This is a genomic window from Aliiroseovarius sp., from assembly GCF_030148435.1.
Lineage (GTDB): Bacteria > Pseudomonadota > Alphaproteobacteria > Rhodobacterales > Rhodobacteraceae > JASBTN01.
This window is the reverse complement of record NZ_JASBTN010000055.1, coordinates 1-20,507: the sequence shown is the minus strand read 5'-3', so window position 1 is coordinate 20,507 and position 20,507 is coordinate 1. Positions and strand designations below refer to the sequence as shown.

General features: G+C 64.1%; 21 protein-coding genes and 1 pseudogene. 20 read left to right on the top strand and 2 right to left on the bottom strand.

Annotated features, from left to right (window positions below; genetic code table 11):
* The first annotated feature begins 38 nt into the window (after positions 1-38).
* The 10 genes from Q1V43_RS10165 (at position 39) to Q1V43_RS10120 (ending at position 9,067) form a co-directional block, all read left to right on the top strand.
* Entirely contained in the window at positions 39-599 is a 561-nt protein-coding gene (locus Q1V43_RS10165) for a NifU family protein (protein WP_300517312.1), read from the top strand.
* On the top strand, positions 589-1,188 hold the full coding sequence (gene tsaB, locus Q1V43_RS10160) for a tRNA (adenosine(37)-N6)-threonylcarbamoyltransferase complex dimerization subunit type 1 TsaB (protein WP_300517308.1): 600 nt from the start codon (positions 589-591) through the stop codon (positions 1,186-1,188). Before Q1V43_RS10165 ends, tsaB begins: the two co-directional genes overlap by 11 nt.
* Before the next feature lie 7 nt (positions 1,189-1,195).
* On the top strand, positions 1,196-1,609 hold the full coding sequence (locus Q1V43_RS10155; protein ID WP_300517306.1) for a GNAT family N-acetyltransferase: 414 nt from the start codon (positions 1,196-1,198) through the stop codon (positions 1,607-1,609).
* A gap of 197 nt (positions 1,610-1,806) precedes the next feature.
* Positions 1,807-2,802, top strand: a complete 996-nt coding sequence (locus Q1V43_RS10150; RefSeq protein WP_300517304.1) for a BMP family ABC transporter substrate-binding protein — start codon at positions 1,807-1,809, stop codon at positions 2,800-2,802.
* Between the two features lie 7 nt (positions 2,803-2,809).
* Positions 2,810-4,414: an ABC transporter ATP-binding protein gene (locus Q1V43_RS10145; RefSeq protein WP_300517302.1), complete on the top strand. Its 1,605-nt coding sequence runs from the start codon at positions 2,810-2,812 to the stop codon at positions 4,412-4,414.
* Entirely contained in the window at positions 4,414-5,511 is a 1,098-nt protein-coding gene (locus Q1V43_RS10140) for an ABC transporter permease (RefSeq protein WP_300517300.1), read from the top strand. Before Q1V43_RS10145 ends, Q1V43_RS10140 begins: the two co-directional genes overlap by 1 nt.
* Positions 5,511-6,518, top strand: a complete 1,008-nt coding sequence (locus Q1V43_RS10135; RefSeq protein WP_300517297.1) for an ABC transporter permease — start codon at positions 5,511-5,513, stop codon at positions 6,516-6,518. The genes Q1V43_RS10140 and Q1V43_RS10135 overlap by 1 nt, the downstream gene beginning before the upstream one ends.
* Positions 6,502-7,305 carry a purine-nucleoside phosphorylase gene (locus Q1V43_RS10130; protein WP_300517294.1) on the top strand — a complete coding sequence of 268 codons (804 nt, stop codon included), beginning with the start codon at positions 6,502-6,504 and terminating at the stop codon, positions 7,303-7,305. Before Q1V43_RS10135 ends, Q1V43_RS10130 begins: the two co-directional genes overlap by 17 nt.
* Positions 7,306-7,388: 83 nt before the next feature.
* Positions 7,389-8,306 carry a sulfite exporter TauE/SafE family protein gene (locus Q1V43_RS10125; RefSeq protein WP_300517291.1) on the top strand — a complete coding sequence of 306 codons (918 nt, stop codon included), beginning with the start codon at positions 7,389-7,391 and terminating at the stop codon, positions 8,304-8,306.
* Entirely contained in the window at positions 8,306-9,067 is a 762-nt protein-coding gene (locus tag Q1V43_RS10120) for a TIGR02186 family protein (protein WP_300517288.1), read from the top strand. Before Q1V43_RS10125 ends, Q1V43_RS10120 begins: the two co-directional genes overlap by 1 nt.
* Before the next feature lie 99 nt (positions 9,068-9,166).
* Here Q1V43_RS10120 and Q1V43_RS10115 read toward each other — a convergent pair whose 3' ends face one another.
* On the bottom strand, positions 9,167-11,146 hold the full coding sequence (locus Q1V43_RS10115) for a protein meaA (RefSeq protein ID WP_300517285.1): 1,980 nt from the start codon (positions 11,144-11,146) through the stop codon (positions 9,167-9,169).
* Between the two features lie 18 nt (positions 11,147-11,164).
* Between Q1V43_RS10115 and Q1V43_RS10110 the strand changes: the two genes are divergently transcribed.
* The 10 genes from Q1V43_RS10110 (at position 11,165) to Q1V43_RS10065 (ending at position 20,275) form a co-directional block, all read left to right on the top strand.
* Complete coding sequence (locus Q1V43_RS10110; protein ID WP_300517282.1) at positions 11,165-11,377, top strand: hypothetical protein; 213 nt, start codon at positions 11,165-11,167, stop codon at positions 11,375-11,377.
* On the top strand, positions 11,374-12,789 hold the full coding sequence (locus Q1V43_RS10105; RefSeq protein WP_300517279.1) for a 1-acyl-sn-glycerol-3-phosphate acyltransferase: 1,416 nt from the start codon (positions 11,374-11,376) through the stop codon (positions 12,787-12,789). Before Q1V43_RS10110 ends, Q1V43_RS10105 begins: the two co-directional genes overlap by 4 nt.
* A 184-nt stretch (positions 12,790-12,973) precedes the next feature.
* Positions 12,974-14,257 (top strand): crotonyl-CoA carboxylase/reductase, encoded by a 1,284-nt coding sequence (gene ccrA, locus Q1V43_RS10100; protein ID WP_300517276.1) that lies wholly within the window; start codon positions 12,974-12,976, stop codon positions 14,255-14,257.
* Positions 14,258-14,537: 280 nt separating this feature from the next.
* The gene (locus Q1V43_RS10095) at positions 14,538-14,753 is read left to right on the top strand and encodes a hypothetical protein (RefSeq protein ID WP_300517273.1); all 216 of its coding nucleotides are present in this window, start codon (positions 14,538-14,540) and stop codon (positions 14,751-14,753) included.
* The gene (locus Q1V43_RS10090; protein WP_300517270.1) at positions 14,698-15,411 is read left to right on the top strand and encodes a LuxR family transcriptional regulator; all 714 of its coding nucleotides are present in this window, start codon (positions 14,698-14,700) and stop codon (positions 15,409-15,411) included. The genes Q1V43_RS10095 and Q1V43_RS10090 overlap by 56 nt, the downstream gene beginning before the upstream one ends.
* 100 nt (positions 15,412-15,511) lie before the next feature.
* Positions 15,512-16,159, top strand: coding sequence for an acyl-homoserine-lactone synthase (locus Q1V43_RS10085; RefSeq protein WP_300517267.1), 648 nt, complete (start codon positions 15,512-15,514; stop codon positions 16,157-16,159).
* A 109-nt stretch (positions 16,160-16,268) separates the two neighbouring features.
* Positions 16,269-17,798, top strand: a complete 1,530-nt coding sequence (locus Q1V43_RS10080) for an AAA family ATPase (RefSeq protein ID WP_300517264.1) — start codon at positions 16,269-16,271, stop codon at positions 17,796-17,798.
* Positions 17,791-18,531 (top strand): SDR family oxidoreductase, encoded by a 741-nt coding sequence (locus Q1V43_RS10075; RefSeq protein ID WP_300517262.1) that lies wholly within the window; start codon positions 17,791-17,793, stop codon positions 18,529-18,531. Before Q1V43_RS10080 ends, Q1V43_RS10075 begins: the two co-directional genes overlap by 8 nt.
* 56 nt (positions 18,532-18,587) lie before the next feature.
* Positions 18,588-19,292 (top strand): purine-nucleoside phosphorylase, encoded by a 705-nt coding sequence (gene deoD, locus Q1V43_RS10070; RefSeq protein ID WP_300517260.1) that lies wholly within the window; start codon positions 18,588-18,590, stop codon positions 19,290-19,292.
* A complete protein-coding gene (locus Q1V43_RS10065) occupies positions 19,292-20,275 on the top strand; it encodes an aldo/keto reductase (protein ID WP_366146216.1) in 984 nt (327 codons plus the stop codon). Before deoD ends, Q1V43_RS10065 begins: the two co-directional genes overlap by 1 nt.
* Before the next feature lie 9 nt (positions 20,276-20,284).
* Here the strand turns inward: Q1V43_RS10065 and Q1V43_RS10060 are convergent.
* Positions 20,285-20,507 (bottom strand): annotated as a pseudogene (locus tag Q1V43_RS10060) (hypothetical protein); the annotation flags it as partial.

Genomic DNA, 20,507 nt, shown 5'->3' with positions numbered 1-20,507 from the left:
GAAGCGCATATGAATTCCCGACAGAAAAGGTGCGCCACATGTTCATCCAGACCGAATCCACTCCGAACCCCGCCACGCTGAAGTTCCTGCCGGGTCAGACCGTGCTGGAAGCCGGCACTGCCGACTTCCCCTCTGCCGATGCGGCCGGGAAATCCCCGCTGGCCCAGAGGGTCTTTGCCATCGAGGGTGTGACTGGCGTCTTCTTCGGTACCGATTTCGTGACCGTGACCAAGGCCGAGGCGACCGAATGGGACCATATCAAGCCCGCGATCCTGGGCGCGATCATGGAACATTACCAGTCCGGTGCGGCGGTGATGGAAGGCGGCGCGACAAAGCCCGCCCACGCCGAGCACACCGGCGAGGATGGCGAGATCGTCGAACAGATCAAGGAGCTGCTGGACACCCGCGTGCGTCCGGCCGTGGCGCAGGACGGTGGCGACATTACGTTCCACGGCTTTGACCGCGGCGTGGTCTACCTGCACATGCAGGGTGCCTGCGCGGGCTGCCCGTCCTCGACCCTGACCCTGAAGATGGGCATCGAGAACCTGCTGAAACACTACATCCCCGAAGTGGTCGAGGTGCGTCCGGTTGCCGTCTGACGCCCCTCTGATCCTGGCTTTCGACACATCGGCCGCGCATTGCGCGGCCGCTTTGCTGTCGGAAGATACCCTTGTGGTGCATCACCACACGCCGATGGCCCGCGGTCAGGGGGAGGCCCTGTTTCCCCTGTTGGAACGGGTGCTTGCCGAGGGCGGCGTGACCTGGGGCGATTTGGACGCGATTGGCGTGGGCGTCGGGCCGGGCAACTTTACCGGCATTCGCATCGCGGTCTCTGCCGCGCGGGGGCTGGCGCTGTCGCTGGGCATTCCGGCGGTGGGCGTGTCCTCGCTGGAGGCGCAGGCCTACGGACATAAGCGGCCGGTCTGGTCGCTGGTCGATGCACGGCGCGGCGCGCTTTATGCGCAGGAACTGCCGGGGGGGACGCCTGCCTTGATCGACGCGGAGGAGGCGGAAGAGCTGATCCCGCAGGTCGGGCCTTTGAGCGGGTTCGAACCCGCCCCGGCGATTGCCCGCATCACTGCCGGGCGGCTGGCGCATGGAGAGGAGATCCCCCGCCCTGTCCCCCTGTATATCCGCGCCGCCGATGCCGCCCCGCCGCGCGATCCTGCGCCCACGATCCTGCCATGATCCTGCCGTGACGCCAGACACGCTCGCCGCCCTGCACATTGCCGCCTTCACCGATCAGCGCCCCTGGTCGGCGGAGGAATTCGAGGCCCTGCTGACCTCGCCCCATGTCTTTCTTGTGTCCCAACCGCAGGGCTTTGCCCTGGGGCGAGTCATTCTCGACGAGGTGGAGCTGCTGACCATCGCCACCGCCCCCGAAGCACGCAGGCGGGGGGTCGGTCGCGACCTGATGGGCGCCTTCGAGGCCGAGGCAAAACGACGCGGCGCGGATCTGGCCCATCTGGAGGTGGCGGCCGACAACCTGCCCGCCCTGGCGCTCTATCGAGGGCAAGGATGGGCAGAAACCGGGCGACGCACCGGGTATTACGCACGTCCGGACGGCCCGGCCATGGATGCCGTGCTGATGCGGAAATCGTTGACCTGACGGCAACTTCCCGTTGTGGTTGCGCTATCTGGCGGGATCGCCCTCTTTTTGACCCCCCGGTCAAAACTTAACTTGACCCGGCCCTTGCCCTGCGTCCTAATTTGCGGATGATCCTGTGCAGCGATCTGCTCGCACAGTCACGGGAATCGCCGGCAAACGCCCGACGACCCGAAGGTTAACAAACCGGGAGAAAGTTCATGACCCTGATGCAGAAATTCCTTGGCGCGGCTGCCACCGTGGCCCTGACGGCAGGAGCCGCCCTGGCCGAACCGGCAATCATTTTCGACCTCGGCGGCAAATTCGACAAGTCGTTCAACGAAGCCGGTTACAACGGTGCCGAAAAATGGGCGACCGAGACCGGCGGCAAGTACCTGGAGATCGAACTGCAGTCCGAAGCCCAGCGCGAGCAGGCCCTGCGCCGCTTTGCCGAGGCGGGCGCCAACCCGGTGATCACCATGGGTTTCGCCATGTCGACCCCGATTTCGAACGTGGCACCGGATTACCCGGAGACCACCTTCGTCACCATCGACGGCTGGTCGGACGCGGAAAACGTGCTGAAGTTCATCTTTGCCGAACATGAAGGGTCGTATCTGGCCGGCATGATGGCGGCGATGGCCTCTGAGTCGAACACCGTGGGCTTCATCGGCGGCATGGACATCCCGCTGATCCGCAAGTTTGCCTGCGGCTATGCCCAGGGCGTGCTGGCGGTGAACGCCGATGCCACCGTGATCTCGAACATGACCGGCACCACCCCGGCCGCGTGGAATGACCCGGTGAAGGGTGGCGAACTGACCAAGGCGCAGATCAGCCAGGGTGCGGACGTGATCTATGCCGCCGCCGGGGGCACCGGTCTGGGCGTGCTGCAGACCGCCGCCGATGAGGGTGTGTTGTCGATCGGCGTGGATTCGAACCAGAACCACCTGTTCCCGGGCAAGGTGCTGACCTCGATGCTGAAACGCGTGGACGTGGCCGTCTACGAAGCCATGTCGGCGGGTGAAGCCCTGGAGCCGGGCCTGCGCGTGATGGACCTGGCCCACGAGGGTGTTGGCGTCGCGCTGGACGAGAACAATGCCGCGCTGGTCTCGGCCGAGATGAAGGCCGCCGTGGATGCGGCTGCCGCAAAGATCATCTCGGGCGAAATCGCCGTGCATGACTACATGTCTGACGACAGCTGCCCGGTCTTGGACTTCTGATCCGACCATGACCACGGCAAACAAAGAGGGGCAACCGGATCCGGTTGCCCCTGAGCGCCCGGGGGGCGGCGGCGCTGTGCCTCCGGCCATCGAGCTTCGCGGCATTTCCAAGGCCTTCGGGCCAGTGCAGGCGAACAAGGACATCTCGATTTCGGTGCAGCCGGGCACGATCCACGGGATCATCGGCGAGAACGGCGCCGGGAAATCGACGCTGATGTCCATTCTCTACGGGTTCTACAAGGCGGATGAGGGGCAGATCTTCATCAATGGCCAAGAGACCCAGATCCCCGACAGCCAGGCCGCCATTCGCGCCGGTATCGGGATGGTGTTCCAGCATTTCAAGCTGGTTCAGAATTTCAGCGTGCTGGAAAACGTGATCCTGGGGGTCGAGGAAGGTGCGATGCTGCGCCCCTCGCTGGCCAAGGCCCGCAAGAGCCTCAAGGCGCTGGCCGAAGAATATGAACTCCACGTCGACCCGGATGCCAAGATTGAAGACCTGGGCGTCGGGCTGCAACAACGTGTCGAGATTCTGAAGGCGCTGTATCGCCAGGCCGATATCCTGATCCTGGACGAACCCACCGGCGTGCTGACCCCGGCCGAGGCCGACCACCTGTTCCGCATCCTCGAAGGGCTGCGCGCGCAGGGCAAGACGATCATCCTGATCACCCACAAGCTGCGCGAGATCATGGAGATTACCGACACCGTGTCGGTGATGCGGCGCGGTCAGATGACCGCCACGGTCAAGACCGCCGAAACCAACCCTGAATCGCTGGCCGAGCTGATGGTCGGACGCAAGGTTCTGTTGCGCGTCGACAAGGCCCCCGCCAAGCCGGGTGAGGTCGTGCTGGACGTGAAGAACCTGCGCATGATCGATGGCCACGGGGTCGAGCGTCTGAAGGGCATCAGCCTGAATGTGCGCGCAGGCGAGATCCTGGGTATTGCCGGCGTGTCCGGCAATGGGCAGTCGGAGCTTCTGAAAGTGCTGGGCGGCATCGCCACGGCAACCGGCGAGGTGACGGTGAAGGGCGAAGGCATCGACCTGACCGGCAAGCATTCGGACGGGCGGAGCCGCCGGGAACGCGGGATTTCCCATGTGCCCGAGGACCGGCAGCACGAGGGGCTGATCATGGATTTCCACGCTTGGGAAAACCTCGCCTTCGGTTATCACCATGCGCCGGAATATCAGAAGAACACTCTCCTGATGGACAATGCGAGCATGTTGGCCAAGGCGCAGCAGGAAATGGACGAATTCGACGTGCGCCCGCCGGATCCGATGTTGCAGGCCAAGAGCTTTTCCGGCGGCAACCAGCAGAAACTCGTCATGGCGCGCGAGATCGAGCGCGACCCGGACATCCTGCTGGTCGGGCAACCCACCCGGGGCGTGGACATCGGCGCGATCGAGTTTTTGCACCAGCGCATCATCGACCTGCGTGATCGTGGCAAGGCGATCCTGCTGGTGTCGGTGGAACTGGAAGAGATCCTGGCTCTGTCCGACCGCATCGCGGTCATGTTCGACGGGCAGATCATGGGCGAACGCATGCCGTCGGCAACGGACGAAACCGAGCTTGGCCTGCTGATGGCCGGGGTCAGCGGCGAAAAGGGGGCCGCCTGATGGACAAGATGCCACGTTGGGCGGATGTTGCCCTTATTCCGATCCTGAACCTGGTGATTGCCTTCGCGCTCTCTGCCCTGGTGATCCTGGCCATTGGCGAGGACCCGGTGGAGGCGGTGAGTCTGATGGTCAAGGGCGCCCTGGGCTCGACCTATGGCTGGGGCTACACGCTTTATTACACCACCAACTTCATCTTCACCGGGCTGGCCGTGTCGATCGCCTTTCAGGCCGCGATGTTCAACATCGGCGGCGAGGGGCAGGTCGTTCTGGGCGGTTTGGGGGTGGCGCTGGTCAGTCTCTACATTCCTTTCCCGCACTGGACTTTGGCGCTGATCGTCGCGATGGCGGGCGGCGCGATCTTCGGTGCGGCCTGGGCGGCGATCCCCGCATGGCTGCAGGCCAAGCGGGGCAGCCACATCGTGATCACCACGATCATGTTCAACTTCATCGCCTTCTCATTGCTCAATTACCTTCTGGTAAACGTGCTGCGCCCGCCCGGTGAAATGAACCCGGCCACGGCATCCTTCCCTGAAACCACCCACTTGCCGACCTTCCAGGACATGTTCTCGACCGCCGACAACGTGGTCTTTCGCGGCGCGCCGGTGAATGTGAGCTTCTTCATCGCGCTCATCGCCTGTGTGGCGGTCTATTTCCTGATGTGGCGCTCGCGCCTGGGGTTCGAGATCCGCGCCTTCGGCAAGAGCCCGCAGGCGTCCGTCTATGCCGGGATTTCGCCGGTCAAGATCACCATGATCGCGATGCTGATTTCGGGCGCGATCAGCGGCATGATGTCGATCAACAACACCATGGGACAGGCCGAACAGCTGATTCTGAACTCGGCCGAGGGTGCCGGGTTCGTCGGCATCGCGGTGGCGCTGATGGGGCGCAACCACCCGTTCGGCGTGTTGCTGGCGGCCTTCCTGTTCGGCTTTCTGGCCCAGGGCGGCGGGGAACTGGCCTTGTGGATGAACATCCCGCGCGAACTGGTCACGGTGATCCAGGCCTTCGTCATCATGCTGACCGGCGCGATGGACAACATGGTGCGCTGGCCGGTGGAACGCGCCTTTATCCGGGCCGCGAAACGGGGAGAGCGCTGATGGACTTCCTGACCATTCTGCAAATCACCGACAGCGGCATGCGCCTGGCGACGCCCTTGCTGTTCGCCTGTCTGGCCGGGCTGTTTTCCGAACGCGCGGGCATTTTCGACATCGGGCTTGAGGGCAAGATCCTGGTCTCGGCCTTCTTCTCTGCCGGGGTTGCCGCGGCCTTCGGCTCGGTCTGGCTGGGGCTCCTGGCCGGTCTGGCAAGCTCGCTGAGCTTCTCGCTCATGCATGGGGTGGCCTCGATCACATTCCGGGGCAACCAGCTGATCTCGGGCGTGGCGCTGAACTACTTTGCGTCGGGCATCACGATCCTGATCGGCTCGGCCTGGTTTGCGCTGGGCGGGCGCACCCCGTCGCTGCAGGACGAGGCGCGGTTTGGCGCGGTCGAACTGCCCTTCTCCTGGACCAAGGAAAGCGCGGAAGCGGCCGGAATGAAGTTGAACGAGGCGATTGCCCAGGCCGGCCCGGTGCAGCAGTTCTATAGCGAGCTTCTGTCCGGTCACACGATCCTGGTCTATGTGGCGATTGCCATGGTGCCGACCGCCTGGTGGGTGCTCAACCGCACCCGCTTCGGCTTGCGCCTGCGTGCCGTGGGGGAAAACCCCGGCGCGGTTGACACGTCCGGCGTCTCGGTCATCAAGCTGCGCTATGCGGCGATGGTGATTGCCGGGCTGCTGTGCGGCATGGCGGGGGCCTATATGGCCACCGGTCTGGGCGCCGGGTTCGTCAAGGAGATGTCAGGCGGGCGCGGCTATATCGCACTGGCCGCGCTGATCTTTGCCAACTGGCGGCCCTGGCACGCGCTGGGGGCGACCTTCCTGTTCGGTCTGTTGCAGGCCATCGCCAACCGCTACCAGAGCCTGGATCTGGGTGGCGTGACCATTCCCGTGCAACTGATGGAGGCCCTGCCCTACATCCTGACCGTGGTAATCCTGGCGGGTTTCATCGGCAAGCCGACCCCGCCCAAGGCCGGAGGCCAGCCCTATGTCAAGGAACGCTGAGGATCTGGCCACCCTCATCCGCGCCCGTGCGGGGGGGGATCCGGTCAGGGTCGGTCTGGTGCTGGGCTCAGGTCTCGGCCATCTGGCGGACGCCGTGGAGGGCGTGGCGATCCCCTATGGCGATCTGCCCGGGTTTCCGGGGTCAGCGGTGTCCGGCCACAACCCGAAGCTGGTGATCGGCCAGCTGGAAGGCACCCGCGTCGCCGTCTTTGGCGGGCGGGCGCATTATTACGAACAGGGCCAGGCGGATGCGATGCGCCTGCCGCTTGAGGTGCTGAAAGCGCTTGGCGGGACCCGCCTGATCCTGACAAACGCGGCGGGCTCCATGCGGTCGGACATTGGCCCTGGCGATCTGATGCTGCTGTCGGACCATATCAACTTCTCGGGGCTGAACCCGCTGATTGGCGAGCCGACGGATGCGCGGTTCGTGCCCATGACCCATGCCTATGACAGCTCCATGCGTGCGGCCCTGTCCGGGATCGCCGACGAGGAGGGCATCGCACTGCCCGAAGGCATCTATGCCTGGTATTCCGGCCCGTCGTTCGAGACCCCGGCCGAGATCCGCGCGATCCGCACCCTGGGCGCGGATGCGGTCGGCATGTCCACCGTGCCCGAAGTCATCCTGGCTCGCTTCCTGGATCTGCGGGTCGCGGCCATTTCGACCATTACCAACATGGCCGCGGGCATGTCGGACGAGCGCATCAGCCACGAGCACACCAAGGCGATGGCGCCAGTTGGAGCCAAAAAGCTGGAAAAACTGGTCCGGCGCTACTTAACGCGTGACTAGGCGGGCAATCTGTCGCAAGGTTCCGGGAACGGGGCGATCTACGCCCCGACCAACAAATACCGACAGCTGAACACCCGCGTCCCATGCAAATTTATCTGCCCATTGCCGAAGTTTCGGTAAACGCCTTTCTTCTACTCGGTCTGGGCGGGATTGTGGGCATCTTGTCGGGCATGTTCGGCGTGGGTGGCGGGTTCCTGATGACGCCGCTTCTGTTCTTCATCGGCATCCCGCCCGCGGTGGCCGTGGCGACCGAGGCGAACCAGATCGTCGCCTCGTCCTTTTCCGGCGTCCTGGCGCATCTCAAGCGAAAGACCGTGGACCTGAGAATGGGCACGGTGCTGCTGGTGGGTGGCCTCATCGGCGCGGCCCTGGGTGTGCAGCTGTTCAACACGCTCAAGGCCATGGGGCAGGTCGATCTGCTGGTAAAACTCTCCTATGTCGTCTTCCTGGGCATCATCGGCGGGCTGATGTTCTTTGAAAGCCTGCGCGCGATCATGAAAACGCGCGGCGGTGCCGTGACGTCGACGCGGCGCAAGCATTTCTGGGTGCACAACCTGCCGTTCAAGATGAAGTTCCGCACCAGCGGATTGTACATCTCGGTCATTCCACCGGTGCTGGTGGGGGTGCTGGTGGGCATCCTGGCTGCGATCATGGGTGTCGGTGGCGGCTTCATCATGGTGCCTGCCATGATCTATCTGCTGGGCATGCCGACCAAGGTGGTGGTGGGAACCTCGCTGTTTCAGATCATCTTCGTCACCGCCTTTACCACGCTCCTGCATGCCACGACCAACTTCACCGTGGACATGGGGCTGGCGGTGCTCTTGCTGATCGGCGGTGTCATCGGCGCGCAGATCGGCGCGCGGATCGGCGTCAAACTGAAGGCTGAACAGCTGCGCATCCTGCTGGCGGTGATGGTTCTGGCGGTCTGCGGCAAGCTGGCGCTGGACCTGCTGATCATGCCTTCGGAACTCTATGAGTTGGGCCCGGGAGGGGAGCACTGATGCTGCGCGTCTGTCTTGCCCTCCTGACGCTGATTGCGCTGCCTGCAAAGGCAGAAGTGGTGGTTGCGGGGCTGAGCCAGAACCGGGTGTCGATCACGGCGACCTTCGTGGGATCGGAAATCCTGATCTTCGGCGCGGTGAAACGCGACGCCCCGCCGCCCGAAGGCGATCCGTTGCGCGTGGTGGTGGTGGTCGAGGGCCCGTCCGGGCCGATCACAGTGCGCCGCAAGGCCAAACGCTACGGCATCTGGGTCAACACCGACGCGGTGGTGGTGGACCAGGCGCCGAGCTTCTATGCGGTGGCCACCTCCGCCTCGTTGCGCGAGTCGATTTCGCAGATCGACGACCTGCGCCACGACATAACGATCCCGCAGGCGATCCGGCTGGTCGGCGAGGCCACGGAAACCGTGAACCCGCGCGACTTTGCCGATGCGGTGGTGCGGATCCGGACCGAGGCGGGGCTGTACAATCTGCAGGAAGGCGCGGTGGAGCTGGTCGAGGATACCCTGTTCAACACGCGCATCGCGCTGCCTGCAAACCTGACCGAAGGCGAATATCGCACCCGCATCTACCTGACGCGCGGCGGGTATGTCGCCTCGCAATATGAAACCGTCATCAACGTGCAGAAGGTCGGGTTGGAGCGCTGGGTGTTCAACCTCGCCCACGAGCAACCGTTGGTCTATGGCCTGTTGTCGCTGTTCATCGCCATTGCCGCAGGCTGGGGCGCTTCGACGGCGTTCCGGATGCTACTGAGAAGCTGAGGCGGGGCTACCGCCCCATCTTTCGTTCCCCTCGACATGAACAAACGACAAGGGGCACGCACCTTCCGGCACGCGCCCCGCGCTGTTCCCGGAGAAACCTTATTCCGCGGCGACCGCCTTGGGGTCCACCAGCGTCACGATGTCCTCCATGATCACGTTCAGCTCGAAATCCTTCGGCGTATAGACCTTGGCGACCCCCATGGCGCGCAGGCGCTCGGCGTCCTCGTCGGGGATGATGCCCCCGGCGATGACCGGCACATGGCCCAGACCGGCGGTGCGCATGCGCTCCATGAGCTCTTCCAGAAGCGGGATATGCGAGCCCGACAGGATCGACAGGCCGACCACATGCGCCTCGGTCTCGATCGCGGAGGCAACCAGCTCCTCAGGCGTCAGGCGAATTCCCTCGTAGGTGATGTCCATGCCGCAGTCACGCGCCCGCGCGGCGATCTGTTCGGCACCGTTGGAATGGCCGTCGAGCCCGGGCTTGCCGACCACGAATTTCAAACGACGGCCCAGCGCGTCGGACACGGCATCGACACGGGCGCGGATCTCGTCCAGCCCTTCGGTGCGGTTCGAGGGGTTCTTGGACACGCCGGTCGGCGCGCGATACTGGCCGAAAGTCTGGCGCATGACCTCGCCCCATTCGCCGGTGGTGACGCCGGCCTTCGCGGCGGCGATCGAGGCGGGCATGATGTTGGTGCCGTCCTTGGCAGCCGCGCGCAGGTCGGTCAGGGCGGCGTCCACGGCCGCCTGATCGCGCTCGGCACGCCAGGCCTCCAGACGGGCGATCTGATCCGCCTCGGCCTCGGCATCCGCCACCATGATGGCGCCGTCCCCGGCGGTCAGCGGGCTTTCGGCGGCCTCGGTCCACTTGTTGACGCCGACGACTGTGGTCTCGCCACCCTCGATCTTGCCGATGCGTTCGGCATTCGAATCCACCAGCCGCGATTTCATGTATTCGATGGCCGAAATCGCGCCGCCCATGGCGTCGATCTGGGCCAGTTCCGCGCGGGCGCCGTCCTTCAGTTCGCCCACCTTGCGTTCAACGGCGGGGTTGTTGTCGAACAGATCGTCATATTCCAGCAGGTCGGTCTCGTAAGCCATGATCTGTTGCATGCGCAGCGACCACTGCTGGTCCCAGGGACGCGGCAGGCCCAGCGCCTCGTTCCATGCCGGCAGTTGCACCGCGCGGGCGCGGGCGTTCTTGGACAGGGTGACGGCCAGCATTTCGATCAGGATACGGTAAACGTTGTTCTCCGGCTGCTGCTCGGTCAGACCCAGCGAGTTCACCTGCACACCGTAGCGGAAGCGGCGGAACTTGGGATCCTCGACACCATAGCGTTCGCGGGTGATCTCGTCCCACAGCTCGACAAAGGCGCGCATCTTGCACATCTCGGTGACGAAACGGATGCCCGCGTTCACAAAGAACGAGATACGCCCGACCATGGCCGGGAAGGCCTCGGCGGGCACTTTGGTTTTCAGGTCGTCCAGCACGGCAATGGCCGTGGCCAGCGCGAAGGCCAGCTCTTCTTCCGGCGTCGCGCCCGCCTCCTGCAGGTGGTAGGAACAGACGTTCATCGGGTTCCATTTCGGCAGGTGTTCACGCGTATAGGCGGCGACATCCGTGATCATGCGCAGGCTGGGCTTCGGCGGGCACACGTAGGTCCCGCGCGACAGGTATTCCTTGATGATGTCGTTCTGCACCGTGCCCTGCAGCTTGGACACATCCGCGCCCTGCTCCTCGGCCGCTGCAATGTAAAGCGCCAGCAGCCATGGTGCGGTCGCATTGATCGTCATCGAGGTATTCATCTGCTCCAGCGGGATATCCGCGAACAGGGCGCGCATGTCGCCCAGATGGGCCAGCGGCACGCCGACCTTGCCCACTTCGCCGCGCGACAGCTTGTGGTCGCTGTCATAGCCGGTCTGGGTCGGCAGGTCGAAAGCGACGGACAGGCCGGTCTGGCCCTTGGCCAGGTTGGTGCGGTAGAGCGCATTCGAGGCCTTGGCGGTCGAATGGCCGGCGTAGGTGCGGAAAAGCCAGGGGCGGGATTTTGCCGAAGGGGTCTGGGGGCTTGTCATGGTCTCGACTCACGGTTCATGTTGCGCTGCAGCATTTATGCAGACGCAAGATTATTACGCAAGCCGGAAATTACGCGTCAGAAAATTGCGCTACGTAACGGCGGGTTTCGCGCGGGAGGCAAGGGCCAGGGGCATGCTCTGGCCAAACTGCCGCAGCAGCTGCCGGAAAACGTCACCCGAGGTTTCGAGCGCTTTACCTTCCCCGCCGATCCTGAGACGCTGACGCAATGACTCGTTCGGTGGAACTGCCCCTTTGGCTCCTGGTGCTGATCCTGGCTTTCGCCACGGTGACTTTCGCCTCGCATTTCCTGTTCCCCTCGGTGCGCTGGTTCTTCCGCCGGCGGCTGGAACGCGCGGTGGCGCAGCTGAATGATCGGCTGACGCGCCCGATCGAGCCGTTCAAACTGGTGCGGCGCTTTGATACGGTGCAGCGGTTGAGCTATGACCCGGAGGTCGCCAAGGCCATCGCCGAGCATTGCGCAGACACAGGCGAGCCCGAGCAGGTCGCCTTCGAACGGGTGCAGCGCTATGCGCGCGAGATCGTGCCGCGCTTTTCCGCCTTTGCCTATTTTGCCTTCGCCATCCGGCTTGCGAAATGGATCAGCCGCGGTTTCTACCGTGTGCGTCTGGGCGCCTTCGACGAGGCCCACCTGGAAGCGGTGGACCAGAAGGCCACTGTGGTTTTTGTAATGAACCACCGATCGAACATGGATTACGTGCTTGTGACCTGGCTGGCCGCCGAACGCAGCCACCTGTCCTATGCGGTCGGGGAATGGGCCCGGGTCTGGCCCTTGCGCGCGCTGATCCGTTCGATGGGCGCCTATTTCATCCGCCGCCGCTCGCGCAACGCGCTCTATCGCAAGGTTCTGGCACGCTATGTACAGATGGCGACGGACGGTGGCGTGACCCAGGCGATATTTCCCGAAGGCGGGCTGAGCCTGAATGGCGAGGTCGGGACACCGAAGCTTGGGCTGCTCTCCTATATCACCGAGGGGTTCGTGCCCGGGGAAAGCCGCGACGTGGTCTTTATCCCGGTGGCCATGAACTATGACAGGGTGCTTGAAGACCGGGTGCTGGTGGCCGCGGACATTGGCGGGCATCGCAAGTTCAAGCTGCGCTGGAAATACGTGATTCGCCATGTCTCGATGCATCTGTGGCAACGGATGACGGGACGGTTCCACCGCTTCGGCTATGCCTCGGTCAGTTTCGGCACGCCGCTGTCGCTGACCGAATTTGCCCAACAACACCCCGCAAGGGGCGAAGCGCTGACCAAACCGCTGGCGCAGGAGGTCATGCGACGGATCCGCAAGGTGGTGCCGGTGCTGCCGGTGCCGCTGGTCGCCGCGATCCTGCTGGAGAAGGACAGTTTGAGCCGGGCCGAGATTACCACCCGTTTCAAGGCGCTGACCCGCGACATGGAAACCCGCGACGTGCATATCCACATGCCGCGCGACGACCTTGACTATGCGGTCGAGGTCGGGTTGCGCCTGCTGCTCCTGCGCAAGCTGATCGTCGAAGAGGGCGACCGGTTCACCGTGAACCCGCAAGACCGGCCTGTGCTGGGCTTCTACGCCAATTCGATTGCCCATCTTACCGGCAAGATCGAGATGCGGGAGATCGCGGCGCTGGAGGAAGACGGCTGACGCCTCAGATGGCCGCATGCTGCAGTCGCTCCATGCCCGCCGAAGTTGACGTCACGTTTCGGCACGACATAAAATTACAAAAAAGTCTCAATTGGTGTTGCATTCTTGCGGAGCCATCCGTAATGCTGCACTAGCAGCCGCAATTCTGCATTGCGGCAAATGGAATCAGAAACAGGAGGCCCGCATGGCTCTGGATACCGAAAGCGGCATCGCTCAATACGACGCCCCCGAAAAAGACCTCTACGAAATCGGCGAAATGCCCCCGATGGGTTATGTGCCCAAGAAAATGTATTCGTGGGCAATCCGTCGCGAACGCCATGGCGACCCGATCCAGTCGTTCCAGCAGGAAGTCGTGGACACCTGGGAAATCGACAGCCACGAAGTGCTGGTGCTGGTGATGGCCGCCGGTGTCAACTACAACGGCGTCTGGGCCGGTCGCGGCATCCCGATCAGCCCGTTCGACGTGCACGGTCAGGACTATCATATCGCCGGTTCGGATGCCTCGGGCATCGTCTGGGCCGTCGGTGACAAGGTCAAGACCTGGAAAGTGGGCGACGAGGTCGTGATCCACTGCAACCAGGACGACGGCGACGACGAGGAATGCAACGGCGGCGACCCGATGCTGTCCCCGACCCAGCGCATCTGGGGCTACGAGACCGGCGACGGCTCCTTCGCGCAATTCGCCCGCGCCCAGGCGCAGCAACTGATGCGCCGCCCCAAGCACCTGACCTGGGAAGAAAGCGCATGTTACACCCTGACGCTGGCCACCGCCTACCGCATGCTGTTCGGCCACCACCCGCACGAGCTGAAGCCGGGTCAGAACGTCCTGGTCTGGGGCGCCTCGGGCGGTCTGGGCTCCTATGCGATCCAACTGGCCAACACGGTGGGCGCGAATGCGATCGGCGTGATTTCGGACGAAAGCAAGCGTGACTTCGTCATGGCGCAGGGCGCCAAGGGCGTGATCAACCGCAAGGACTTCAACTGCTGGGGCCAACTGCCCACGGTCAACAGCCCGGAATACAACACCTGGCTGAAGGAAGCCCGCAAGTTCGGCAAGGCGATCTGGGACATCACCGGCAAGGGCGTGAATGTCGACATGGTGTTCGAACACCCGGGCGAAGCGACCTTCCCGGTCAGCTCGCTGGTGGTGAAAAAGGGCGGCATGGTGGTGATCTGCGCCGGCACCTCGGGCTTCAACTGCACCTTCGACGTGCGCTACATGTGGATGCACCAGAAGCGCCTGCAGGGCTCGCACTTTGCCCACCTGAAACAGGCCGCCGCCGCCAACCAGCTGATGGTCGAGCGTCGCCTGGACCCCTGCATGTCGGAGGTCTTCCCCTGGAACGAGATCCCCGACGCGCATATGAAGATGATGAACAACGAGCACAAGCCGGGCAACATGGCGGTGCTGGTGCAGGCGCCGAAGACTGGCCTGCGCACGCTGGAGGACGCGCTGGACGCGCGCTGAACCCGGCCAGAGCCAATGGATCGAACCCCCGGGGAGACCCGGGGGTTTTTCTTTGTCGAGTCAGTCAACTCTACCTGTGGTAGATACGCCGTCTTGATTCGATTTTGCGAATCACTTTCCTGCCCCGGCTATTTCGCAAGTCATATCCGTGGAATTGAATGATTTCGTAAGGTTAAAAATCGCATCCTCCCCATAAATGGGGGGGCACAACTCGCGAATTTCACCAAAAAGCAACGCATGTCATGGTTGAATACCCGAAACAACCACGGCGAGGCTTTACATGTCGAACGATTGGATCATTGATGTTCTTACCGACCTGAGGGCATTTGCCGAAAGAAACGGACTGGAGGCGTCTGCGGACGTGCTGGACGACGCACGTCTGGTGATTCTGGCCGAGCTGGCGAGCCAAGCGGGCGGAAAGGCGGAGAACACGCTCGGGCATGAAGGCCAGATTGGAAACCCTCCTGTCGTCCTTGCAGGACGCAACCACGCTTGAAGGGCTTCAGGCGTCCACCGAAGCCCTGCGCGATCACTTCGGCGTCCGTCACATTGTTTACCACTGGGTAAACTCCGTAGGGGAGCGATTCGGCGCGGGAACCTACGCTCCGGAGTGGGTCGACAACTACCTGGAGAAAAATTACCTCAGCATGGATCCCGTGCTGCTGGGCTGTTTCCAACGCTTCACCCCGGTGAACTGGAAGGAGCTGGACTGGTCCTCGAAAGCGGCCAAGGCAATGTTGCGGGACGCCCTGGATTTCGGCTTGGGCAACCAGGGCTATTCGATCCCGATCCGGGGACCGCAGGGCCAGTTCGCGGTGTTTACCACCAACACCGAGTGCGACGATGCGCAATGGGAAACCTTCATCGGGGGAAGCGGGCGGGATTTGATGGTTTTCGCCCATGAATTCAACAAGAAAGCCCTTGAATTCGAGCAGGGGGGCGAAGGGTTGGCCGCCCCTACCCTGTCCCCCAGGGAGCTGGCCGCGATGTCGTGCCTGGCCAAGGGTATGAACCGGGCACAGGCGGCCGTGGAACTGGGTATCAGCGAGCACACGCTCCGGGTCTATATCGAGGCCGCGCGGCACAAGCTCGGCGCGCTCAACACCACCCACGCGGTGGCCCGCGCGCTATCCTCGGGCGTCATTATCGTCTGACGCCCGAGGGGGTCCGCCAAATCACGAACGCCGGCTTCGCAGGCTGTTAACCATTCTTGTTCACCTTTGTTCGCAGCACACCGGACGAAGGAGCACCCCCATGCTGCGCTATATCTACGCTGACGATCTGCACCGTTTCCCCCGCCTGCGTGACACGATGTTTCGCGACCGGGCCGAACAGTTCAAGAAACGGCTGGGCTGGGCGGTGCAGGTCAACGCAGCCGGGGAAGAGCGCGATGTGTATGACGGTCTGAACCCGCTCTATGTGATCTGGGAGGACGCGCGTGGGGGCCACGGCGGCTCGATGCGGTTCCTGCCCACGATGGGCGATACGATGGTGAACGACCATTTCGGACATCTGACGGGCGGGGTGCGCATCGAAAGCCCGCTGATCTGGGAATGCACCCGTTTCTGCCTGTCGCCGGGCGCCGATCGTCGTGTCTCGGCCGCGCTGGCCCTGGGGGCGGGCGAATTGATGGAGGCCTATCATCTGGAGCACTTCGTCGGCGTTTTCGACCCGCGGATGGAGCGTATCTATCGGCTGATGGGGTTGGAACCGGAGGTGATCGGCACCAATGGCGAAGGCAGGGACCGCGTCGGCGTCGGCCTCTGGGCGATGAACAAAGCGGCCTTCGCGCCGACCCTGACACGCGTCGGCATCACCCGCGCCGTGTCCAGAGGCTGGCTGCGCTATTCCATGTCCGGACGCGCCAACTCACTGGATGGCGGTCTGGCTGAAAGCGCCTGAGGCTGGCTCAGGGGGCGGAAAATTTCAAGAATTCCGGTCCGGTTCCTTCGAAGAAAACGACCCCGTCTCACCGCTGGCGCTTCGCTTCCCTCCGGGGTAGGGTCGCGCCATGTCCCTGCCCGAATTGACCTTCTCCGACGACCAGGCCGAAGCCCATGACCGCGTGGCGGATTTGTTGCGCGCGGCCGGTGTCGACCTGGACGACAGCCTGCTGACTCCCATGTCGGACGGAAAATCCCAGGTCTTTGCCGTCACCGGGAAGGCGGGGTCCGGCAAGACCATGTTGCTGGCCGCACTCTACAAGGCCCTTGAAGACTCCGGGGTCGATGTCGTGTCCGGCGATTGGGAGGGCAGGCGCAGGCGTGATCGGCGCACGCTGGCCATTCTGGCGCCTACCAACAAGGCCGCGTCCGTCCTGCGCTCCCGCGGCGTGCCCGCCACCACGATCCACCGCATCCTCTACACGCCCGTCTATGACCCGGAATATGAAAAAATCGCCGAATGGCTCGCCGGCAATGGCGAACGGCCCGAGATCGAGGGGCTGACCGACGAGGCGCTGGACCGGGCGCTGGCCTTTTACCAGGCCAACAAGTCGATCCCCGGCGCGCTGGCCGCCGCCGGTCTGCGGGGCTCGGATTTCATCACCGGGTGGAAACGGCGCGACGATCCCCTTGACATCGGCTTTGTCGACGAAAGCTCGATGCTGGACGAAAAGCAGTTCGACGACCTGCGCGAAATCTTCCCGACCCTGATCCTGTTCGGCGACCCGGCCCAGCTGGCCCCGGTAGGGCAGTCCGGCGAGATGGTGTTCGACAAGTTCGACGAGAAACGCAAGATCGAGCTCAGCCGCATTCACCGCCAGGCGGATGACAACCCGATCCTGGATCTGGCCCATGCGCTGGCCGATCCGCAGCTGGGGTTCGAGCACTTCGAACAGATGATCGTTGATGCCGCCCGGCGCGATGACCGCGTGGTCGTCGCCCCACGGGTGAGCGCCGACCTGATGGCGCGCAGCCCCGTGCTGGTCTGGCGCAACAAGACCCGGGTGCGACTGATCCGCGCTTTTCGCAGTGCTTTCGATGCGCCCGACACCGCGCTTCTGCCCGGTGAGCCGCTGATCTGCGACGGGATCGAGCTGCCTGCGAAACACCGCAAGAAACGGATCGACCTGGAGGCCCGCGGGCTGATCAAGGGCGCGCAATGTGTCTACCTTGGCCCGGGGCGCAAGCCGGGGTTTTCGCGGCTTTATGTCTTTGGTGCGGAAGACCCGCAGGTCTCGGCCGCCTCGATCATCAAGATCGAACTGCCGGACGAGGAAGAACCCTTCATTCCCTTCGCTGCCCGCATGGGCGCGGCCTTTCTGCACGGGGCGGCGGTGACGATCCACAAGGCGCAGGGCAGCCAATGGCCGGAGGTGCAGCTCTTTGCGCCCGATATCTACGCCGCCTCCCGCGCCGGACGGATGGAGGCGGGACTGCCGCTGTGGAAGCGCCTGACCTATGTGGCGATCACCCGGGCCGAAACACGGCTGCATTGGTGTACCCGCTATGCGCTGGCCCGCCCGACCGAAGCTTTGGGCACCTCGGACCTGTCGGCGCCGGCCGCGCCGTTGCAGCTGGAGACACAGGACGATGGATAAAGCGGCGGCCAGCATCCTGATCACCGGCGCCTCTGGCGGCATTGGCCGCGCCTGCGCCGAACTGTTCCTGGCCGAAGGTTGGACGGTCGGCCTGCTGGCACGACGGGGCGACAAGCTTGAGGAAGTGGCGGCGGGTCGCGCCAATGCGGTGGTGCTGGAGGCGGATGTGACCGACCCGGCCGCCGTCGACGCGGCATTTGACCGGTTCCGGGGCGCCACCGGGCGGCTTGATGTGCTGTTCAACAACGCGGGGCTGTTTACCCCCGCCGGCACCATCGACGAGGTCACGTTGGACGACTGGCGCCGCGCGGTGGATGTGAACCTGACCGGCATGTTCCTCTGTGCCCGCGCCGCCTTTGCCCGGATGCGCCAGCAATCCCCGCAAGGTGGGCGGATCATCAACAACGGGTCGATTTCCGCCCATGTGCCCCGCGAGGGGGCCGTGACCTACACCGTGACAAAACACGGCATTACCGGGCTCACACGCCAGCTGAGCCTGGACGGGCGCCCCTTCGACATCGCGTGCGGGCAGATCGACATCGGCAATGCGCGCACGGATCTGCTCAGCGGTATCGTGCACGAGGCTGTCGCGCGCGGCGAGACGCCACCGCCCACCATGGCGGTCGAGGATGTGGCGCGATCTGTCCTGCACATGGCCCGCCTGCCCGCCGAGGCCAACGTGCAGTTCATGACCGTCATTGCGACGAAAATGCCCTATATCGGGCGCGGCTGACCCCCTTTCCCCTGCCAGCCTCAGCGCTATAGTCACCCCAAACACAGGAGTATCTCATGACCGTTCATATCGGGGCCGAATCCGGCCAGATCGCCGAAACCGTCCTCATGCCCGGCGACCCCTATCGCGCGAAATGGGTGGCCGAGAATTTCCTGGAAGGCGCCGAATGCATCAACGAGGTGCGCGGCATGCTGGGCTTTACCGGCGCGTGGAAGGGCAACCGGGTCACTGTGCAGGGCTCGGGCATGGGCATGCCGTCGCTGTCGATCTATGCCAATGAATTGATCCGCGAATACGGCGCCAAGACGCTTATTCGCATTGGATCGTGCGGGGGGATGCAACCGCATGTAAAGGTGCGCGACGTGGTCATCGCCATGACCTGCACCACGGTGGGCACCCCGTCTTCCACCCTCTTTCGCGAGCTGAATTTTTCTCCCTGCGCCGATTATGGCTTGCTGGAGGCCGCCGTCGCGGCCGCGCGCAGCCGTGACTGTGGCGTACATGTGGGCGGGATCTATTCCTCGGACACGTTTTATGACGAACGATCCGACCTGACCGACCAGATGACCCGCCACGGCGTGCTGGGGGTCGAGATGGAGGCGGCCGAGCTTTATACACTTGCCGCGCGCCACGGCGTTCGTGCGCTGGGGGTCATGACCGTGTCGGACCACCTGCAGACCGGCGAGGCGCTGCCTGCCGACCAGCGCGAGAAGAGCTTTGGCGACATGGTCGAGATTGCCCTGGAAGCGGCCTTCGCATGATGATGCGGCGGTTGGGGCGGAACGGCCCCGAGGTTTCTGCCATTGCGCTTGGCTGCATGAGCTTCGCGGGGTTCTACGGCAAGACCACGCGGGAAGAGAGCTTAGCCACGCTGGACGCAGCGCGTGAGGCCGGGATTACCTTCCTCGACACCGCCGAGCTATACGGCAAGGGGCTGTCCGAGCAGATCATCGGCGACTGGATGGCCGATCGCGGCCACCGGTTTCAGATCGCCACCAAGGGCGGCATCGTCCTGGGCGGCGCGCGGGGGGAAAACAACAATTCCGAACCGCACCTGCGCCGTGCCCTGGAAGGCTCGCTGACCCGGCTGGGCGTGGACCGCGTGGCGCTTTATTATGTGCATCGCCGCGACTGGTCGATCCCGATCGAAGAGGTGACGGAGACCCTGGAGGGTTTTCGCCAGGAGGGGCTGATCGGCGGCTTCGGCTATTCCGAGATCGCACCCAACAGCCTGCGCCGCGCCGCAAGCGTGGCCCCGGTGATGGCAGTGCAGAATGAGTATTCACTCTGGACCCGCCAGCCCGACCTGGGGCTGATCCGTGCCTGCAAGGAACTTGGCACGACATTCGTGCCGTTTTCACCGCTGGGGCGGGGCATCTTTTCCGACACGCCCATGCCGAACGGCCGCGCTGAGGCCCTGCCTTTCCTGCACGCCAACCCGCGTTTTGTGGAGCCGAACCTCTCGGCCAATCAGGCGGTGATCCAGCGCTTCCGCGAGTTCTGCCGGGCGAAGAACTGGTCCGTGCCCGCCGCCGCACTGGCCTGGGTGCTGGACCAGGGCGACCACCTTGTGCCGATCCCGGCCACCCGCACCGCCACGCATCTGCGTGAGTGGGCCGGGGCCTCGGAGATCGAGTTCACCGATCAGGACCGCGCCGAGATCGACCGGATCATGCCGCCCGGCTGGGCCCATGGCGACCGCTATTCGGACGCGCAGATCGTCGGGATCGAGCGTTACTGCTGATCGTGCGCCTCAGCCCCGCCCGTGGCTGCGATCATAAAGATTGCGCCCGGCCGGGGCCCAGCCTTCGGGCGCGCGGGCGGGTTTGAATACCTCGACCAGCAGCGGATGACAGGCCGCGGTGTCGGAGCTGTGTTCCGACCCGCAATCCCCGCCCGGACAGGCGGACAGCCCCCCCAGCAGATCGATTTCCGCAAAGAATTCAAGGTAGTCTCCGGGGCGCACCGGGCTTGCC

What these genes read in the sequence shown, in the direction of transcription:
- Q1V43_RS10150 (WP_300517304.1), top strand. Translation starts at nt 1,807, where the DNA reads ATGACCCTGATGCAGAAATTCCTTGGCGCGGCTGCCACCGTGGCCCTG.
- Q1V43_RS10095 (WP_300517273.1), top strand. Translation starts at nt 14,538, where the DNA reads ATGTCGAACGATTGGATCATTGATGTTCTTACCGACCTGAGGGCATTT.
- Q1V43_RS10145 (WP_300517302.1), top strand. Translation starts at nt 2,810, where the DNA reads ATGACCACGGCAAACAAAGAGGGGCAACCGGATCCGGTTGCCCCTGAG.
- Q1V43_RS10130 (WP_300517294.1), top strand. Translation starts at nt 6,502, where the DNA reads ATGTCAAGGAACGCTGAGGATCTGGCCACCCTCATCCGCGCCCGTGCG.
- Q1V43_RS10115 (WP_300517285.1), bottom strand. Translation starts at nt 11,146, where the DNA reads ATGACAAGCCCCCAGACCCCTTCGGCAAAATCCCGCCCCTGGCTTTTC.
- Q1V43_RS10080 (WP_300517264.1), top strand. Translation starts at nt 16,269, where the DNA reads ATGTCCCTGCCCGAATTGACCTTCTCCGACGACCAGGCCGAAGCCCAT.
- Q1V43_RS10075 (WP_300517262.1), top strand. Translation starts at nt 17,791, where the DNA reads ATGGATAAAGCGGCGGCCAGCATCCTGATCACCGGCGCCTCTGGCGGC.
- Q1V43_RS10065 (WP_366146216.1), top strand. Translation starts at nt 19,292, where the DNA reads ATGATGCGGCGGTTGGGGCGGAACGGCCCCGAGGTTTCTGCCATTGCG.
- Q1V43_RS10090 (WP_300517270.1), top strand. Translation starts at nt 14,698, where the DNA reads ATGAAGGCCAGATTGGAAACCCTCCTGTCGTCCTTGCAGGACGCAACC.
- Q1V43_RS10135 (WP_300517297.1), top strand. Translation starts at nt 5,511, where the DNA reads ATGGACTTCCTGACCATTCTGCAAATCACCGACAGCGGCATGCGCCTG.
- Q1V43_RS10125 (WP_300517291.1), top strand. Translation starts at nt 7,389, where the DNA reads ATGCAAATTTATCTGCCCATTGCCGAAGTTTCGGTAAACGCCTTTCTT.
- Q1V43_RS10120 (WP_300517288.1), top strand. Translation starts at nt 8,306, where the DNA reads ATGCTGCGCGTCTGTCTTGCCCTCCTGACGCTGATTGCGCTGCCTGCA.
- Q1V43_RS10105 (WP_300517279.1), top strand. Translation starts at nt 11,374, where the DNA reads ATGACTCGTTCGGTGGAACTGCCCCTTTGGCTCCTGGTGCTGATCCTG.
- Q1V43_RS10140 (WP_300517300.1), top strand. Translation starts at nt 4,414, where the DNA reads ATGGACAAGATGCCACGTTGGGCGGATGTTGCCCTTATTCCGATCCTG.
- Q1V43_RS10165 (WP_300517312.1), top strand. Translation starts at nt 39, where the DNA reads ATGTTCATCCAGACCGAATCCACTCCGAACCCCGCCACGCTGAAGTTC.
- Q1V43_RS10085 (WP_300517267.1), top strand. Translation starts at nt 15,512, where the DNA reads ATGCTGCGCTATATCTACGCTGACGATCTGCACCGTTTCCCCCGCCTG.
- deoD (WP_300517260.1), top strand. Translation starts at nt 18,588, where the DNA reads ATGACCGTTCATATCGGGGCCGAATCCGGCCAGATCGCCGAAACCGTC.
- Q1V43_RS10110 (WP_300517282.1), top strand. Translation starts at nt 11,165, where the DNA reads ATGTTGCGCTGCAGCATTTATGCAGACGCAAGATTATTACGCAAGCCG.
- ccrA (WP_300517276.1), top strand. Translation starts at nt 12,974, where the DNA reads ATGGCTCTGGATACCGAAAGCGGCATCGCTCAATACGACGCCCCCGAA.